General features: G+C 32.3%; 15 protein-coding genes. 14 read left to right on the forward strand and 1 reads right to left on the reverse strand.

All coding sequences use genetic code 11. The features are described 5' to 3' along the window. The first annotated feature begins 173 nt into the window (after positions 1 to 173). The 5 genes from LQ677_RS11915 (at position 174) to uidA (ending at position 7,029) form a co-directional block, all read left to right on the forward strand. Positions 174 to 1,094: an ABC transporter substrate-binding protein gene (locus LQ677_RS11915; protein WP_239748902.1), complete on the forward strand. Its 921-nt coding sequence runs from the start codon at positions 174 to 176 to the stop codon at positions 1,092 to 1,094. A gap of 122 nt (positions 1,095 to 1,216) precedes the next feature. Continuing rightward, entirely contained in the window at positions 1,217 to 2,101 is an 885-nt protein-coding gene (locus LQ677_RS11920) for a 5'-nucleotidase, lipoprotein e(P4) family (protein ID WP_239748903.1), read from the forward strand. Positions 2,102 to 2,269: 168 nt separating this feature from the next. Further along, positions 2,270 to 3,490 (forward strand): helix-turn-helix transcriptional regulator, encoded by a 1,221-nt coding sequence (locus LQ677_RS14810; protein WP_191836391.1) that lies wholly within the window; start codon positions 2,270 to 2,272, stop codon positions 3,488 to 3,490. 344 nt (positions 3,491 to 3,834) lie between these two features. Next, complete coding sequence (locus LQ677_RS11930) at positions 3,835 to 5,208, forward strand: glycoside-pentoside-hexuronide (GPH):cation symporter (protein ID WP_239705879.1); 1,374 nt, start codon at positions 3,835 to 3,837, stop codon at positions 5,206 to 5,208. 24 nt (positions 5,209 to 5,232) lie between these two features. Beyond that, positions 5,233 to 7,029, forward strand: a complete 1,797-nt coding sequence (gene uidA, locus LQ677_RS11935; RefSeq protein WP_191836393.1) for a beta-glucuronidase — start codon at positions 5,233 to 5,235, stop codon at positions 7,027 to 7,029. Between the two features lie 270 nt (positions 7,030 to 7,299). Here the strand turns inward: uidA and LQ677_RS11940 are convergent, their stop codons facing one another. Continuing rightward, complete coding sequence (locus LQ677_RS11940; RefSeq protein ID WP_239748904.1) at positions 7,300 to 7,578, reverse strand: transcriptional regulator, SarA/Rot family; 279 nt, start codon at positions 7,576 to 7,578, stop codon at positions 7,300 to 7,302. Between the two features lie 488 nt (positions 7,579 to 8,066). Here LQ677_RS11940 and panD point away from each other — a divergent pair, with 488 nt between their 5' ends. The 9 genes from panD (at position 8,067) to LQ677_RS11985 (ending at position 18,062) form a co-directional block, all read left to right on the forward strand. Further along, entirely contained in the window at positions 8,067 to 8,450 is a 384-nt protein-coding gene (panD, locus tag LQ677_RS11945; protein ID WP_025905023.1) for an aspartate 1-decarboxylase, read from the forward strand. Between the two features lie 12 nt (positions 8,451 to 8,462). Then, the gene (locus tag LQ677_RS11950) at positions 8,463 to 8,822 is read left to right on the forward strand and encodes a DUF1304 domain-containing protein (RefSeq protein ID WP_025905022.1); all 360 of its coding nucleotides are present in this window, start codon (positions 8,463 to 8,465) and stop codon (positions 8,820 to 8,822) included. A gap of 186 nt (positions 8,823 to 9,008) precedes the next feature. After that, complete coding sequence (locus LQ677_RS11955; RefSeq protein ID WP_239748905.1) at positions 9,009 to 11,438, forward strand: MMPL family transporter; 2,430 nt, start codon at positions 9,009 to 9,011, stop codon at positions 11,436 to 11,438. Positions 11,439 to 12,031: 593 nt separating this feature from the next. Further along, positions 12,032 to 13,081: a MupG family TIM beta-alpha barrel fold protein gene (locus tag LQ677_RS11960; RefSeq protein ID WP_239748906.1), complete on the forward strand. Its 1,050-nt coding sequence runs from the start codon at positions 12,032 to 12,034 to the stop codon at positions 13,079 to 13,081. After that, complete coding sequence (gene murQ / locus LQ677_RS11965; protein WP_239748907.1) at positions 13,082 to 13,966, forward strand: N-acetylmuramic acid 6-phosphate etherase; 885 nt, start codon at positions 13,082 to 13,084, stop codon at positions 13,964 to 13,966. It begins immediately after the preceding gene. 19 nt (positions 13,967 to 13,985) lie between these two features. After that, positions 13,986 to 15,422: a PTS transporter subunit EIIC gene (locus tag LQ677_RS11970; protein WP_191836656.1), complete on the forward strand. Its 1,437-nt coding sequence runs from the start codon at positions 13,986 to 13,988 to the stop codon at positions 15,420 to 15,422. Between the two features lie 5 nt (positions 15,423 to 15,427). Next, a complete protein-coding gene (locus LQ677_RS11975; RefSeq protein WP_037589840.1) occupies positions 15,428 to 16,279 on the forward strand; it encodes a MurR/RpiR family transcriptional regulator in 852 nt (283 codons plus the stop codon). 282 nt (positions 16,280 to 16,561) lie between these two features. Beyond that, positions 16,562 to 16,852 carry a hypothetical protein gene (locus tag LQ677_RS11980; RefSeq protein ID WP_037589838.1) on the forward strand — a complete coding sequence of 97 codons (291 nt, stop codon included), beginning with the start codon at positions 16,562 to 16,564 and terminating at the stop codon, positions 16,850 to 16,852. A 247-nt stretch (positions 16,853 to 17,099) separates the two neighbouring features. Continuing rightward, a complete protein-coding gene (locus LQ677_RS11985) occupies positions 17,100 to 18,062 on the forward strand; it encodes an LCP family protein (protein WP_037589837.1) in 963 nt (320 codons plus the stop codon). Positions 18,063 to 18,099: the final 37 nt, after the last annotated feature.

The raw sequence follows: 18,099 nt of genomic DNA on the forward strand, positions 1-18,099 counted from the left end.
ATTTTCCGGTAAAGTATACATTGGTTTTTAAATGTATCACCTTCGTAATTTATTTAATTCTAGTATATCTTATCTTTAAAATTTTTAACTATTTTTGCTTATGTGTATGGTTATTTTTTTTAAAAGTGTATATAATTGATAATGTATATCAATTAGAAAGTGGGAAGCATAATTTGAAAAAGCTTATTATAGGATTGTTAAGTTGTATTTTACTTCTAAGTGCGTGCTCAAATAGTTCAAATGATACGAAAAAGTCAGAATCGAATGAAATGAAAGATTACAAACTAGAGAACGGGAAGACGATTCAAGTTCCTAAGAAACCTCAGAAAGTTGCTGTTTTGACAGCTTTTTATGTAGGGGATTTTATTGAATTAGGTATTAAGCCAATTGCTGTGCCGGATTGGACGAAAGACTCATCTATTATTAAACCACATTTAGATGGTGTAGAACTTGTTGGTGATGGGAATGTTGAGCAAGTAGTGAAACAGAAACCGGATTTAATTATTGTGGATGCAATGGATAAAAACCTTAAAAAATATCAAAAAATTGCACCAACCGTTCCTTATACTTATACAAAGTATAACCATAAAGAAATTTTAACAGAGTTAGGGAAGTTAACTGGTAAAGAAGATAAAGCTAAAGATTGGATCGACAAGTGGAATAAAGAAACAGCTAAAGATAAAAAAGAGATTCAAAGTAAAGTTGGCGATTCAACTGCATCAGTATTTGAACCAGACTCAAAAGAAATCTTTATATATGAAAGTACATGGGGACGTGGATTAGACATTGTACATGATGCATTTGGCATGCCAATGACTAAAGAATATGAAGCTAAAGTTAAAAAAGGCGGAAAAGGTTATGAATCTATTTCTAAAGAAGAAATTTCAGATTATGCCGGAGACTATATCTTCTTAAGTAAACCATCATACGGTAACTTTGATTTTGAGAAAACAGCAACTTGGAAAAACTTAGACGCTGTAAAAAATGATAGAGTCATTACGTATAAAGCAGAAGATTATTGGTTTACAGATCCACTTACATTAGAACAACTTAGAGTAAAACTTAAAAAAGAAATTCTTAAAAAAGCTGAATAATATAACGGGATTCCAGTATAGATGAAACTTCAAATTAATCTATACTGGAATTTTTTTGAAGGTTGAAATAAATATTAATTAAATGTAAAGTGGATGTGAAAAAATAAAAAGGGGATGAAAGTATGAAAAAATTAATTGCAAGTTCAGCTTTAGTTGTATTATTAGGGGGCGTAACAGGTGTTTCAAATGCTGATTATGCATTAGCTAATCAAACAGCAACTAAAGAAGTTAAGAAAGATAAAGTCACTAAAAAAGATTTAACAGAACAAAATGTAATGAGTGTTGCATGGTATCAAACGTCAGCCGAAGCAAAAGCATTATATCTACAAGGTTATAATACTGCTCAAGATAAATTAGATGAAAAGTTAAAGCACCATAAAGGTAAAAAGAAACCTGCCATTGTATTAGATTTAGATGAAACAGTTCTAGATAATTCACCATATCAAGCATACGCATCACTTAAACATAAGACTTTTCCTGAAGGTTGGCATGAATGGATTGCAGCAGGAAAAGCAAAGCCAGTTTATGGCGCTAAAGAATTTTTACAATACGCTGATAAAAAAGGGGTAGAAATTTTCTATGTGTCTGATAGAGACCAAAAAGAAGATTTTAAAGGTACTTTGAAAAATATGAAAGACCTTGATATGCCACAATCAGATAAACATCATATATTACTAAAAGGTGAAAATGAAAAAGGCAAAGAAGAAAGAAGAGCAAAAGTACGTAAAAATCACGATTTAGTTATGTTATTTGGGGACAACATACTTGATTTTGATGATCCAAAAGAAAATACATTAAAATCAAGAAATGAATTTGTGAAGAAACATAAAAAAGACTTTGGAGAAAAATATATTATTTTACCAAATCCAATGTACGGTAGTTGGGAAGCAACACTTTATAACGGAAATTATGATCAAAGTCCAGAAGACATTAATAAATTAAGAAAAAAAGAACTCACATATTTTAATCCAGAAACAAATAAATTAGAAAAAGAAAATAAGAAATAATAACTATAAAAATTGCCTGTTATAGCCTGATTTGAAAAGGTTATGATAGGTGATTTTTTATTTTATCAAACTCACTTTCAATCCACCTTATAAATTCAATACTAAACACCAAAAGCGTATTATACGTTAAAATAACTATAGGATGGTTAGTTGAGGGGGAGTGTTATTGTGGAGAAGACTTTATTGCAATGGCATAGGGATGTTGCTGAACAAATTTTGAGTATCCATTTAAATGTGTTTAATGTTGAGGATATTGAAGATGTTGTTAAAGTTCTTGCGACACCGTTTGATAATGTGAAATCGAAAAAGTTTCAACGAAAGATTTATAAATGGATAAAGGGTCTAAGTTCTAAAAAGATTTATCATATGATTAATGGTTATGGTATTCATTTTATGGTGATGAAATTTCATAATATAAACGAGATTATTTTGTTTGGTCCGTTCGTATTAAAGCGACCTTCAGAGAAGGAATGTCTAAATATGTTGGAAGAACAAATGCGTTCTAGTGCTGACTTGAAAATATTAAAGCATTATTTAACTGGGATTTCTACTGGTCATTATCAACAGATTGTTCGCTTTGCTAAATTAGTCGGTCGCCATGTTCATCAACAAAAAAGAAATTATGATGTTGTTGAGGTACATATGGATGAAACAGATCAAGACCAAATCATTCAACAACCAATTTCAAAGACTTATTTACTTAAAGAATTAGAGGAGCGCTATAAACTTGAAAATCAAATGATGCTCGCTATGCAATATGGGAGAGTTGAAGAAGTACTAGAAATAAATAGGAAGTTAAATGATAAAGTTCAAGGTTTAGAAAGATTGAGTACTAAAATGGATAACTTCTTATATGCTGCTACTTTAACGAATACACTTGGTAGAAAAGCAATTGAAGCGGCTGGGGTAAATTATTTAACGATTGATGATATGTCCAAATCCCATGCGAGAATGATTGCCAATGTGTCTGATAATAAAGAAAGAGCATTATTGTTAGAAGAAATTTGCTGCAATTACGCGAAAGCTGCACAGAAAGTTCATGCTATTCAATATTCAGCACATGTTAAATCAGCTGTACAATATATTCATAAATACATTCATACAGACATTTCGCTAGATGATATTTGTGAAAACCTAGGTGTATCAACATCATATCTTTCAAGATTATTTAAACAAGAAGTCGGTAAAAGTGTAATTCAATATATTAATGCGATTCGTTTAGACCTCGCAAAAGACTTGTTGATTAAGACGAATATGAATGTACAAGAAATAGCTGAATATATCGGATTTCAACATACTCATTACTTTATTAGTTTGTTTAAAAAAGTGTATGGTCAAACGCCATTAAGTTATAGAAAAACGTTAAAAACTGAAAATTCATATAATTGAGTTCGTAATTGTGTTATAAAAAGCGAAATATTGATATTATAATATGTGATTTTTCGTGTGAGTGATATAGAAAAATGTTACTTATTGTATCAATTTATGTTAAGTAGTGTGTGAACATGAGTTCCTTATAATCCTTGATATATAAGGCTTTTGGAATGTTTTTGATTTTTTGTAACAACGTTGTTATTTTGTGTGATGATTTTCATCGAATGCTAATAGAATTATAATGAACTCGTAGATTCGAGTTTATTTATGTAAGCGCTTACTCAAATTATTGAGGGGGTGTTGTTATTAGCACTGCAAAAACAACAACTAGTCACCAAGCAAATAAAGGGAAAACAAAAATTGAAACATTTAAGGATATTAACAAACCTAAACTATCTTTAAGAGAGAAAATGGCATATGGTGCCGGAGATTTTGGTAATGGTCTCATGTTTGATTTAGGTTTAATTTATTTACTGAAGTTCTACACAGATGTATTAGGTATTTCATCATTTTACGGAGGTTTAGTGTTTTTAGTTGCTAAACTTTTTGATGCTTTTGTCGATACAGGTGTTGGCGCATTAGTAGATTCTAGAAATAAAATCGGTCCAAAAGGTAAATTTAGACCATTTATATTATATGGGACTTTACCACTTGCATTTTTAACGATTGTTTCATTTATTTCACCTGATTTTTCTGATCAAGGTAAAATAATTTGGGCGTTTGCGACATATTTATTATTTAATGTTGCATACTCAGTTGTGAATATACCATATGGTTCATTATCTGCTTCAATGACTTTGAATTCAGATGATAGAACACAATTATCTGTATTTAGAAATTTCGGTTCACAAGGTGCGATGTTTATAACAGGTATCATCGTTATTCCAATGATATCGCTCTTTGATAGTGTATCTGTTGGCTATCCAGTCGTGATCGGTGGTTTAGCACTAATAGGTGTGATATTTCATATTCTATGTTACAAAGGTGTTAAAGAAAGATTTATCGTTGAAAGAGATGAAAATGAAAAGAAAGGCAGTGAATTGAGAGCGTTTAAAGGACTCTTTAAAAACGGACCTTTTGTCGTTTTAATTATATTTACATTGCTCAGTATTACATCACTCTTCTTAAAACAACAATCACAACTGTACTATTTCCAATATGTATTAGGCGAACAGAATTTAGTAGGTATCGTAAGTGTATTAAATATTATCACGTTAATTCCAGCATTATTCTTAACAACTTTTCTTAATAAAAAATTTGGTAAGAAATATACCGCGATTATCGGGCTTTTAGGGTTTGCGATTGCTGAAGCGGCAAACTTCTTAATCAGTGGTGAACATGTGATAACATTCTTAGTTATTAACTGTATATCTCAATTTTTCCTTGTTATACCGAATACAGTTGTTTGGGCCTTTATTAGTGATATTGTAGATTATTCACAATGGAAGACAGGTGTTAGATCTGAAGGGATTATTTATTCAAGTTATAGCTTTGCGCGTAAAGTGTCACAAGCATTAGCTGGCTTTATTCCTGGTATGGCTTTAACGATTATCGGATATCAACCGAATGTTCAGCAAACAGCAGGCACAATACATGGTTTGAAAATACTTTATTTCATCGTGCCAGGCGTTGCAGTATTATTAGCACTCATCATATTTGGACTGTTCTATACGCTTACAGATAAAAAACATAAACGAATTGTTTCAGAACTCGCATTATTTGAAAAACTATAATAAATAGATAAAGGAGAATGTTATATGCTATATCCAACTATGACAGAAACGAGAAACGTGATTGATTTATCAGGTATTTGGTCTTTTAAATTGATTGAATATAAAGGTGAATATGACGTTACAACTGAAATTGATACAGATTTACAAATGGCAGTGCCAGGTTCTTATAACGATCAAGGTGTTGTATCATCTATTAGAAATCATGTCGGTAAAGTGGTCTATGAAACAACTTTTACAATTCCTAACGTATTACAACAAGAAAGACAAGTGCTCAGATTTGGTTCAGCTACACATGAAGCGGAAGTATTTGTGAACGGTCAAAAAGTTGTGTCGCATCGAGGTGGATTCTTACCATTCGAAGTTGAAATCAATGATGTTGTACAAAAAGGGAAAAACCGATTAACAGTTATCGTCAATAATATTCTTGATGACTCAACACTTCCAGTTGGGAATTTTAAAGAAGTTAAAGATTCAAAAGGAAATATTAAAGCAGTCAATGAACCTAATTTCGATTTCTTTAACTATGCAGGTTTACATAGACCGGTCAAAATATACACAACGCCAAAAGAACATTATATAGAAGATATCGTCATCGTACCGCATGTAGATGGTCAGAATGCACAAGTAGAATATACGGTTAAAGCATCAGGCAATCAATCTATACAGGTGGATATCATTGATCAAGAAGGTCATATTGTAGCGTCTCAAAATGGTGCGGAAAGTGCGGTAGAAATTGAAAATGTTCATTTATGGCAGCCAGGTGAAGGTTATCAATATACGTTAGCAGTATCTATTAAAGCTGATGATGAAGTCATAGATTATTATGAAGAACCATTTGGAGTAAGATCAATTGAAGTGAAAAATGGCCAGTTTCTCATTAATGGTGAGCCGTTCTACTTTAAAGGATTTGGTAAACATGAAGATACTTATTATCATGGAAGAGGTTTGAATGAAGTTTCTAATATTCAAGATTTAAATTTAATGAAATGGATAGGTGCCAATTCATTTAGAACTTCACATTACCCATATTCTGAAGAAATGATGCGTCTTGCTGATGAACAAGGTGTAGTCGTGATTGATGAAACAACAGCAGTCGGTGTGCATTTGAATTTCTCAGCAGCATTAGACGGTAGTCAAAATACAGATACATGGAAGAAAATTAGAACGAAAGAAGATCATGAGCAAGTGATTAAAGAATTAATTGCTCGAGATAAAAACTTAGCATGTGTTGTGATGTGGTCGATTGCAAACGAACCAGACTCTGCTTCATTAGGGGCAAAAGAATACTTTGAACCACTTGTAAATCTTGCGAAAGAACTAGATCCGCAAAATAGACCTTGTACGATTGTGACATTACTTAATTCATTACCAGACGTGTGCCAAGTGCAAGACTTAGTAGATGTTCTTTGTCTAAATAGATATTATGGATGGTATGTACAAAGTGGTGATTTAGAAGCGGCAAAAGAAGCATTGCGACAAGAATTAGACGGCTGGCTAGAAAAACAACCAGACAAACCAATCATGTTCACAGAATACGGAGCAGATACAGTAGTTGGTTTACATGCAATAGATGATATTATGTTTACAGAAGAGTACCAAGTTAAATATTACGAAGCAAACCATGAAATCATTGATCAATGTCCTAATTTTGTAGGAGAGCAAGTATGGAATTTCGCAGACTTTGAAACAAGTAATGGTGTCATTCGCGTACAAGGAAACCGTAAAGGTATCTTTACTAGAGAAAGAAGACCAAAAGCAGTCGCACATTACTTCAGAAAACGCTGGAATAACATACCAGACTTCGGATATAAGAAGAAATAAGTGTGAAGTAGGTGCTGTTAGGGACAGAATTCCGAGAAATGTCCGTAAGAGGCGTCCCTCTAATTACCACAATTCGGAATAATGGAAGTTAGCGGATTCTAATTACCACAATTCAGAATAATGGAAGTTAGCGGATTTTAATTACCACAATTCAGAATAATGGAAGTTTATTATGGATAAACAATCAATATAAACATTAAAACGCGTCTGGGATATGTAAATGTCCCAGGCGTTTCAGTTTGTTAAGCGTAATAATGAATATGTAATACTTTAGTTAGAAGTTTGGTTGATTTTTTCTAAATTTTCGTAAGTGATTTTTTTACAAGTATCTAATGTTTCTTTGATTGCATCATAATTGATATTTTTTAAAATGATAGAACGCTCATCTTGAGGATCTCTTACTTTATTGAAGTATTTTAGTTCTTCGAGTGATTTTAATGCCCCTGTTAATTCTGACGAAGAAGGTTCAAACATGAGTCTGCGTAATTTACGGACGTAGACTTCCTCTTCATTGATTTCGTTAAGATAGAATAGTGTGATTAAATCCATGCGTTTTAAGTGCGTTTCATCAAAAATTCTATTAAAGATGTCTTTTTTAGTAGTTCATAATGAATAATGTTTTCCATGTTATCCTCCTAATGTTTAATTTTTTAGTTGTTCTTATCTTTAAAAATGTAAAATTGCAATGTCTGAAACTTGTTGAATTTTTCAAAGAGTAAATAGTTTACTCCTAAATAATACCAAAAAATTAACTACTTACGCAATATAATAAGTAAAAAATCATATGTATTTTATTAAAATGAAAAGTTATAAAAATAATTGTATTATACAAATAAATTAATAATTATCTTGTGCGAAATCAAAAAGTTGTTTAATACAAATGTTTTCTTTTTGAACTATCTATAATCGTGGTAGAAGATAAATAAAATAAAAAGTGTAAGAACTTAATAGTTGACGGATGAAAATATCATTGTATGATAATAACGAGTATCAAAATTTATAAATTTAAAATAAAAATATATATGGAGATGAATTTCATGATAAGAACAATGATGAACGGGAAGATTCATCGTGCTAGAGTTACGGAAGCTAATTTAAATTATGTAGGTAGTATTACAATAGATGCAGACATATTAGATGCAGTAGATATTTTGCCTAATGAGAAAGTTGCGATTGTTAATAATAACAATGGGGCAAGACTTGAAACATATGTAATTGAAGGTGAAAGAGGAAGCGGTAAAATTTGTCTTAATGGTGCTGCTGCACGACTTGTACAAGTAGATGATGTGATTATTATTATGAACTATGTACAAGTAACAGATGAAGAAGCGAGATCACATGCACCGAAAGTGGCAGTTATGAATGAAAAGAATGAAATTATTGAAATGATTCATGAAAAAGAAAGTCAAATCATTCTATAGAGGTGACCAGAGATGAGTATTCTAGCAACGATTTTTGTCGTGATTGTAGCAGTTGAACATTTGTACATTATGTATTTAGAAACAATCGCTACGACTTCTAAAAAAACGGCAGAAACATTTAATTTAAAGCAACAAGAGTTAAAAGATAAAAATATTCAAACACTTCTTAAAAACCAAGGAATTTATAATGGTTTACTGGCATTATCATTATTTTATGGTGCCTTTTTATCAAGTAGTCCTAAAGAGTTTGTAGCAGTTCTGTTAATATTCATTATATTAGCGGCTATATATGGTAGCCTTACAAGTTCAAAATCTATTATTTTGAAACAAGGTGGACCAGCAATTATTGCATTAATTCTACTATTAATATAGAAATAAGAAATCCCAAATGTGAACGTTTTGTTAACAGCTTTTCTACAATTTTTGAAAAGTGTAGACAAAGTATACACATTTGGGATTTTATCTCTTTTTAGGGAATATTACAGGTGTTAGTATAAGCGTTATGTTGTATACACTGTATGCATAAACTATATAGTAGATTTAAGGGAGGAAATATTTTTGGCGAACTTTTTATACAAATTGGGTTCTTCCATTGCTAAACATAAGTGGTTAACTATATTTATATGGGTCATCTTATTAGCTGGAATCGTAACGCCATTAACGATTAATAAACCTACATTTGACAACGATATTACAATGAGTGGTATTAAATCAATCGATACGAATGAAAAGATTGAGAAAGAATTTAATCAAGATAGTGAAAAGGCAAATATAAGAGTTGTCTTTAAAAGTGAAGATAAAAAAGGCATAACGGATCAAAAGGTTATGCAAGATATTCAAAAAGCTTTAAAAGATGTAAAAGATAAAGATGATGATATTAAAGAAGTGACAGATCCTTATAAAAATAAACAAATTAATAAAGATCAAACAACTGCTTTTGCAGATATCAATTATAAAGTATCTCAAACTTCTATTAAATCGGATTCCGTTGATAAAGTTAAAGATGCTGTTAAATCTTTAGAAGATGATGACGATATTCAAACTGAATTAACAGGTAATGCTTTAACTGCGAATACTGAAATCGGTGGCGCTTCTGAAGCTATTGGTATCGTAATTGCTTTCGTAGTGTTACTTGTAACTTTCGGATCATTTATTGCAGCGGGCATGCCAATATTAAGTGCAGTTATCGGACTTGGTTCTAGTATTGGTACAATCGCTTTACTAACGTATTCATTTGATATTCCAAACGTTACGTTATCATTAGCAGTTATGATTGGATTAGCGTTAGGTATTGATTATGCTTTATTTATTTTATTTAGATATAGACAAATTATTAAGACTGAGAAAAATCATATTAAAGCAATTGGATTAGCATTAGGTACAGCCGGAAGTGCCGTTATCTTTGCAGGGGTTACGGTTGTTATAGCTGTCTGTGGTTTAGCATTAGTTGGTATTGATTTCTTAGCTACAATGGGATTTGCATCAGCGCTTAGTGTTATCTTTGCTGTACTCAGTGCCATTACATTACTACCAGCATTGATTAGTGTCTTCCACAAACAAATTCATCCGAAAAAACGTAAAATACATTCAAATGAAAGTTTGGATACACCATGGTCAAAATTTGTAGTAGGTAAACCATGGATAGCATTAATCATTGGATTTGTTATTTTAATCGCAGCAGCACTACCAGTGACACATATGCGTTTAGGTATACCTGATAATGGTATGAAACCAAATGATTCTACAGAGAAGAAAGCATATGATATAATTTCTGACGATTTTGGAGAAGGCTTTAATGGTCCAATCGTCATGCTTGTGGATACTTCTGATAAAAAAGATAATCCTAAAGCATTACAAAAAGATTTACAAGATTTGATGAAAGATGTAGGCGATATTAAAAATGTTGAAACTGTCACACCACCTCAATTGAACAAAGATCAAGACTATGCACTTGTGACTGTTCTTCCTGAAAAAGGACCAAATGCAGAATCAACATATGATTTAGTTCATGATTTAAGAGATTATAATAAAGATGCTAAAGACAAATATGATTTAGATACAGAAATATCAGGTCAAAGTGTTATTAATATAGATATGTCTGAAAAACTTAACGATGCGATACCGTTATTTGCAGGGGTTATTATATTATTAGCCTTCATATTATTAATGGTTGTATTTAGATCAATTATTATTCCTTTAAAAGCAGTACTAGGATTTGTATTGTCATTAGCAGCAACTTTAGGATTTACAACACTTATCATGCAAGATGGCTTTATGAGTAGCCTGTTTGGCGTAGATACAACAGGTCCATTATTAGCATTCTTACCTGTTATCACAATAGGACTGTTATTTGGTTTAGCTATGGATTACGAAGTATTCCTCATGTCACGTGTACATGAAGAGTATGTACGTACAATGAATAATACGAAGTCCATTAAAGTCGGTCTTAAAGAAAGTGGACCAGTTATTGTCGCAGCAGCACTCATTATGTTTAGTGTATTCATCAGCTTCGTATTCCAAGATGATGTGATGATTAAATCGATGGGTATAGCATTGGCAGTCGGAGTATTATTCGATGCATTTATTGTAAGAATGACAATTATTCCAGCATTGACGAAACTATTTGGTAGAGCATCATGGTATATTCCAAATTGGTTAAATGCAATTTTACCTAAAATCGATATTGAAGGTCATGCATTAAGTGAGAATAATCACGTTACAGAAGAAGCAGGTTCAAACAATACAAATGCAACAACAATAGAAGTAAGTTCAAAAACAAAAGCATTGTACGATAAGATAGATGATGCAAATAAAGATGAAGTATTATATGAAGCATTGCGTCAACATCGAAACAAGCAAGACCATAATACTCAAGAAGACATTAAAACAAACACAGACAACCAAGAAATTATAGAAATATTGAATCAACAAACTAAAAATATCGAACAAGTAAACCAATTAGTAGAACGTTTGATAAATAAGAAATAATAGAATAAGGATAAGCGCCGGAACAGCAGAAGTTCCGGCGTTTTTTTTGGGGTGGGGAGGAAAATTTATAAAAGATGTGAGTTAAAGACGGAGTAAACACACGAGATTGAAAAAGATGTGAGTTAAAGAGGTAATAAACTCACAAGATTGCGAAACATGTGAGTTAAAGGTGGAATAAACACACGAGATTGAAAAAGATGTGAGTTAAAGACGGAGTAAACACACGAGATTGAAAAAGATGTGAGTTAAAGATGCAATAAACTCACAAGATTGAGAAACATGTGAGTTAAAGGTGGAATAAACACACGAGATTGAAAAAGATGTGAGTTAAAGAGGTAATAAACTCACAAGATTGCGAAACATGTGAGTTAAAGACGGAGTAAACACACGAGATTGAAAAACATGTGAGTTAAAGGAGTAGTAAACTCACAAGATCGCAAAAGATGTGAGTTTATTCTATATAAACACATTATTTACCTACTATCCCCACATTCTGTAACACCATTTCACAAAAATACACAAAAACTTTTAAACATTGAAATATTATTTCAAAAATGAGATAATGTAAACGATTCCAATAAGGGTGTGTTGATATGTTAGGTTTTTCGGTATATTTAGGTGAAGCGTTTGATGAATTATATATTGAGACGATGCTCAATCATGGTTTCAAGTATGTGTTTACTTCTCTTCAAATTCCTGAAGAGGATTCGGAATTGTATTTTGATAGGTTGAAGGAATTGAAGCTACTTATTGGTGATAAAGCTGAGATTATAGCTGATGCGAGTCCTCATGCTTTTCAAAATCTTGGGCTTTCTTATAAGCAACCTGAAGTATTAAAAGGTTTAGGTATTGATTATATAAGGTTAGATATTTCTTTAGCGATTCCGGATATTATTTCTTTATTAAGTGAAGTTAAAATTGTCTGTAATGCGAGCACGGATGCGATAAGTTTATTGGATGAACTTAAAGATCAAGATATTGATATGTCTCGTATTATGGTTGCGCATAATTATTATCCTCGTCCTGAAACTGGACTGGATAAAGCTTACTTTATAAAACAAAACACAAAATTAAAGACATCATTCCCGGATATTTCAATTATGGCTTTTGTACCGGGTACCGTATTTAGAGGTCCGGTATATGAAGGCTTACCTACATTAGAAGATCATAGATATTGCCACCCATTAGTTGCTGCTCATGAATTAGCAGCTTTAGGAGTAGATGATATTTGTATAGGGGATACAGGTATCGATACAACAACGATCGATCAATTCAACAACTTCTTTCATAAAGGAATCGTGTCACTTCAAGTGCAATCTGAAACAAAGCATTTAGAAAGTTATATTGGGAGAATTTTTCATAATAGAAAAGACAAAGCTAGAGATGTGATTAGAGCGGAAGAAGGACGGCAAATGTTTCAATCTGAAATATTGCCTGAGAACACGGTTGCAAGAACAAGGGGTGCGATCACTTTAGATAATAAAAAATATGGTCGCTATATGAATGAATTACAAATCGTCAATAAAGATTTAAAACGTCATGAAGCTGTTAATGTTATAGGACATATATGCCAACATGATATACCGTGTATAGATTTAATTGATGCAGGTACAGCTTTTCAGTTTGTGAAGGGGGAAGAATAAATGGATATCAGTCGTTTAACGACAGAATCAAGAAATGAGCATTCGTCTAAGTTAGACACATTAACACCTGAGCAATTTGTTGATGTTATGAATAACGAAGATCAAAAAGTGGCTCAATTTATTAAAGAAGAAAATCATGCTATTGCTCAATTAATTAAGCAAGTTATTAAAGGATTAAACAATGGTGGAAGATTAATTTATATGGGCGCAGGTACAAGTGGTCGATTAGGTGTATTAGACGCAGCTGAATGTGTACCAACATTTGGTGTAACACCTGATGTTGTCGTTGGACTTATTGCAGGTGGTCCAAGTGCGATGACTGTAGCTGTTGAGGGTGCAGAAGATGATGAAAGTCTAGGCGAACAAGATTTAAGAGATTTAAATATTAATGAACATGATACGGTTATCGGGATAGCTGCCAGTGGTAGAACACCATATGTAATAGGTGGTTTAAGATACGCACAAAGTATAAATGTACCTACTGGCTGTGTGACATGCAATAAAGCATCTGAAGTTGGCAAACATGCAGATTATCCGGTCCAAGTAGATGTCGGTCCTGAAGTATTGACGGGTTCAACGAGATTGAAAGCAGGTACTGCCCAAAAATTAATTCTTAATATGATATCAACAGGGGTAATGGTTGGTATAGGAAAAGTATACGAGAATTTAATGATTGATGTTAAACCAACTAATAAAAAATTAAAACAAAGAGCCGTAAACATGATTCAAGAAGTATTACAAACAACGGATGAAGATAGTGAGAAATTATTCAAACAAAGTGATGAGCAAGTGAAAGTAGCAATAGTAATGGGGATGCATGACATTTCTAAAGAGGAAGCATTAGAAAGACTTAAACAAGCTAAAGGGTTTGTGAGAAATACGTAAAATAAGGGGTGTGTAGGCTATGTCAAAAGAAAGAGAGATTGCACAAAATATTCTCAAAGAAGTCGGGGGAAGAGATAATTTAGACAAAGTGATACATTGTATGACGCGTGTCAGAATGAATATCGTCGATTACAGTAAGGTCGATGTCGAAGGTTTAAAGAATATAAAGGGCGTAATGGGTGTCGTAGAAGATGACATGCTTCAAGTTGTGATTGGACCAGGTACTGTTAATAAAGTAGCTAATGAAATGAGTTCAATTATAGGGGTTCCTTTAGGTGAAGATATAAAGCATAAAGTATCTAATAAAGAACAAGTTGAAAAAGAAGCGGATTTATTTAAGCAAAGTATTAATAAGAAGAATCAAACACCATTTAAAAAAGTATTAAGATCTATTGCTAATATATTTGTACCATTAATTCCGGCTTTTGTTGGTGCAGGTTTAATTGGTGGTATTTCTGCAGTACTATCTAATATGTTAACGGCAGGCACGATAGATGGTGCGACATGGGAACAGTTCGTATTAATATTTGATATCATTAAAAATGGTATTTTCGCATACCTCGTGATTTATGTGGGTATTAATGCGGCAAAAGAATTTGGCGCAACACCAGGTTTAGGAGGTGTTATTGGTGGTACAACCATGCTAACGGGTATGGATCCAGAAAGTCCACTTAAAAATATTTTTAATGGAGAACCATTAGCTGCCGGTCAAGGTGGTGTCATTGGTGTTATCATTGCAGTTTGGATTTTATCTTTAATTGAAAAAAGATTACACAAAGTCGTTCCGAGTGCGGTAGATATCATTGTTACGCCAACGATTACACTATTTATTATGGGGCTAGGAACAATATTCTTAATCATGCCAATTGCCGGCTTTATTTCAAATGGCTTATTAGGCGTAATAGATTGGGTTCTAAATATCGGTGGTGCATTTAGTGGATTTGTACTTGGTGCAACGTTCTTACCACTTGTTATGTTTGGCTTACACCAAGTATTAACACCGATTCATATTGAAATGATTAATCAGTCTGGTGCAACTTACCTCTTACCAATTCTAGCTATGGCTGGTGCAGGGCAAGTAGGTGCAGCATTTGCATTATGGTTTAAATGTAGAAAAAATAAAAAGATTATCAACTTACTAAAAGGGGCATTGCCAGTTGGTATTTTAGGCATTGGAGAACCGTTGATTTACGGTGTTACACTTCCTCTAGGTAGACCATTTATCACAGCATGTATCGGTGGTGGTGTTGGTGGTGCAGTTATCGGGGGCATTGGTCATATCGGTGCATCAGCAATTGGACCAAGTGGCGTTTCACTTATTCCACTTATTTCTGATAATATGTATTTAGGATATATCGCAGGATTGCTAGCAGCATATCTTGGCGGATTCATTGCCACATATTTATTTGGAACAAATAAAGAAATGACGGCACCACAAGAATTAGAAGAGGATTAAAGCATATGGAACATCAACATTTACTCATATTTATAAAAGAACAAATGCCACGTTTAACAAAACATGAAAAACGTATTGCAGAATATTTTATTGAACATCCTGAAAAAACAATTAACTTGAGCGCTAAAGAACTTGGCAAATTAACAAATACAAGTGCAGCTTCTGTTATTAGATGTACACACAAACTTGAATTTAAAGGGTTCACAGACTTGAAATTAGCGATTTCTAGATATTTACCGCAACATGAACAAAGTATTTATCAAGAAATTAAACAAGATGAAACAGTCGACTCAATTAGTAAGAAACTCATCACAAGAGCTTCGCATACACTTGAAATGACCGAAAAGAATATTTCGAGTAAACATATTGAGCAGGTTGTTGATCAATTATACGATACAGATACGATAATTGTATTTGGTGTCGGTGCTTCAAGTTTGGTTGCTCAAGATTTGTATCAGAAGTTCACTAGAATAGGTAAGCAAGTGATTCATTCTTTAGATACACACTTTTTAGCTACAGCCATTGCTTCACATAGTGATAGTTGTGTACTCATTGGTATATCTAATTCAGGAGAGAATCATGAGACGGTATCTTTAGCCAAAGTAGCTCGAAAATATGGTGTAAAAATAGTTGGTTTAACACAGTCAGAACAGTCTACATTAGCAAAAAAATCTGATATATATTTAATTCATGATGCAAGTTCAGAAAAAAGTTTAAGATTAGCAGCGACAAGTTCTCTTATCTCTCAACTTATGACTATAGATATTCTCTTCTATAGTTATTTATCAAGAAATTATGATGAACACGTTGTAACGATGAGCAAAACAAGAGATGCAGTGGAATTGTATCTAGAATAGTATGATTAAGAGCATGGACATTTGTCCATGCTCTTTCTATTAAGTATTATATTGAAAAAATAATAAAAAAATAGTACAATTTAACTAATAAACCTATTGCCAAAATATGTAATGTAATGATATTAATAATTTCAAAAAAGTTTAAATATCCTAAAGAAAAAGAAATGGCATAAGACAAATTATATAAATATTCTTCAACTCTATGAAACGAACATAACAGTCCTCTAAGCACTTATCATCACATTTCATATATTAAGAATTAAAGAAAGTTAGCGTGAAGTTATGAAACAAGTGGAAATTATAAGAATATTAGATGATACGTCATTTATTATTAATGCAGGAACAAATAAGGGTATTAAACCTGGTTATTATATTGATGTATTGAAAAGGGATAAGTCATATAATTATATTGCAAAAGTAGAAGAAGTTTATCCAGAGTTATCTTTATGTACAAGATACGGAGAACAAAGGTTATTTTATGGTGAAGTTGTAAGAATTAGATATCCAGATGCGTTTAATATAGAAACAAAAGTTATTAAATCAAAAACAAATAGACGAAAAAAGAGAGGATGAGATCGCCGAATCTCATCCTCTTTCCCGTTTAATATGTCATAAAAATTTAAAAACAAGTAACGTTGTAGATTTACAAGAATACTCTATCATATAATGTATAGATTTTCCAGAAATAAGTAAGAAATCTTTGTATAAATTTTAGAATTATTAAAATAAAATTTAAGTTGTGTATAGAATTATGTTCAATATGGAAATATGAGATAAATAAATGTATAATAAAGAAAAAAATAGAATGGACTGAGAACACGTGGCAAACCAATATGAGCGTTCTGCAAAGAAAAAGAAGTCAACAGCATTCAAAATAGTAACGACAATCGTCATTATTTTATTACTCGTATTTTTATTAGTGATCGCATTTTTTGTCTATAAATTCTTCGCATTAGGTAATTCAATACATAATCCATTAGACAGAGATAAATCAGAATTACGAAAGAAAGCAGTAGATACAAATGGTGATCCGATATCTATCGCATTATTCGGAATAGATTCAGATTCAACAAGAGCAGCAGCGGGTGGAGGAGAAAGATCGGACTCAATCTTATTATTATCTATCAATCCTGATAAGAAAAAGACTGTTATGGTAAGTGTACCTAGAGATACGAGAGCTCAAATCGTAGGTAGAGATTCTGTCGAGAAAATTAACCATGCATATGCATACGGTGGACCGAAGATGGCCATTAATTCTTTAGAGAAATTAATGAATGTACCAATTGACCATTATGCGACGATTAATATGGATGGTGTTAAAGAATTAGTTGACCAAGCAGGTGGCGTAACCGTTAAAAGTAATGCAACATTTACCGTTAAAGGTAATTCATATGTTAAAGGTCAAAAGTACAAGCTTGATGGAGACGAAGCATTAGCATTTATTAGAAGTAGAAAAGAAGATGGTGCTGGTGGAGACTTTGGTAGACAAGAAAGACAACAACTTGTTATCCAAGCATTAGCAAATGAATTAGTAAGTATCGGTTCATTACCGAAAATCAACCAAATCTTTGATACATTAGGTGATAATGTTCAAACAGATTTAAAAATTTCACAAATCAATAGTTTAAGATCTAAATATAGTGATGCATTAGATAATGTTGATAGAAATCAATTAGAAGGCCAAGATACTATTCTAGATGATGGATTGTATTATTTCGTACCTAGCGATTCAAGCAAGAAAGAAGTCGTAGATAACTATCGTACTAATTTAGAATTAGATTAAATAAATAATCTTGGACATCAATCGATGCCCAAGATTT

It is taken from the genome of Mammaliicoccus sp. Q-M61 (assembly GCF_022386055.1).
GTDB lineage: Bacteria > Bacillota > Bacilli > Staphylococcales > Staphylococcaceae > Mammaliicoccus > Mammaliicoccus sciuri_A.

What these genes read in the sequence shown, in the direction of transcription:
- panD (WP_025905023.1), top strand. Translation starts at nt 8,067, where the DNA reads ATGATAAGAACAATGATGAACGGGAAGATTCATCGTGCTAGAGTTACG.
- LQ677_RS11940 (WP_239748904.1), bottom strand. Translation starts at nt 7,578, where the DNA reads ATGGATTTAATCACACTATTCTATCTTAACGAAATCAATGAAGAGGAA.
- LQ677_RS11950 (WP_025905022.1), top strand. Translation starts at nt 8,463, where the DNA reads ATGAGTATTCTAGCAACGATTTTTGTCGTGATTGTAGCAGTTGAACAT.
- LQ677_RS11920 (WP_239748903.1), top strand. Translation starts at nt 1,217, where the DNA reads ATGAAAAAATTAATTGCAAGTTCAGCTTTAGTTGTATTATTAGGGGGC.
- murQ (WP_239748907.1), top strand. Translation starts at nt 13,082, where the DNA reads ATGGATATCAGTCGTTTAACGACAGAATCAAGAAATGAGCATTCGTCT.
- LQ677_RS11970 (WP_191836656.1), top strand. Translation starts at nt 13,986, where the DNA reads ATGTCAAAAGAAAGAGAGATTGCACAAAATATTCTCAAAGAAGTCGGG.
- LQ677_RS11975 (WP_037589840.1), top strand. Translation starts at nt 15,428, where the DNA reads ATGGAACATCAACATTTACTCATATTTATAAAAGAACAAATGCCACGT.
- LQ677_RS11980 (WP_037589838.1), top strand. Translation starts at nt 16,562, where the DNA reads ATGAAACAAGTGGAAATTATAAGAATATTAGATGATACGTCATTTATT.
- LQ677_RS11960 (WP_239748906.1), top strand. Translation starts at nt 12,032, where the DNA reads ATGTTAGGTTTTTCGGTATATTTAGGTGAAGCGTTTGATGAATTATAT.
- uidA (WP_191836393.1), top strand. Translation starts at nt 5,233, where the DNA reads ATGCTATATCCAACTATGACAGAAACGAGAAACGTGATTGATTTATCA.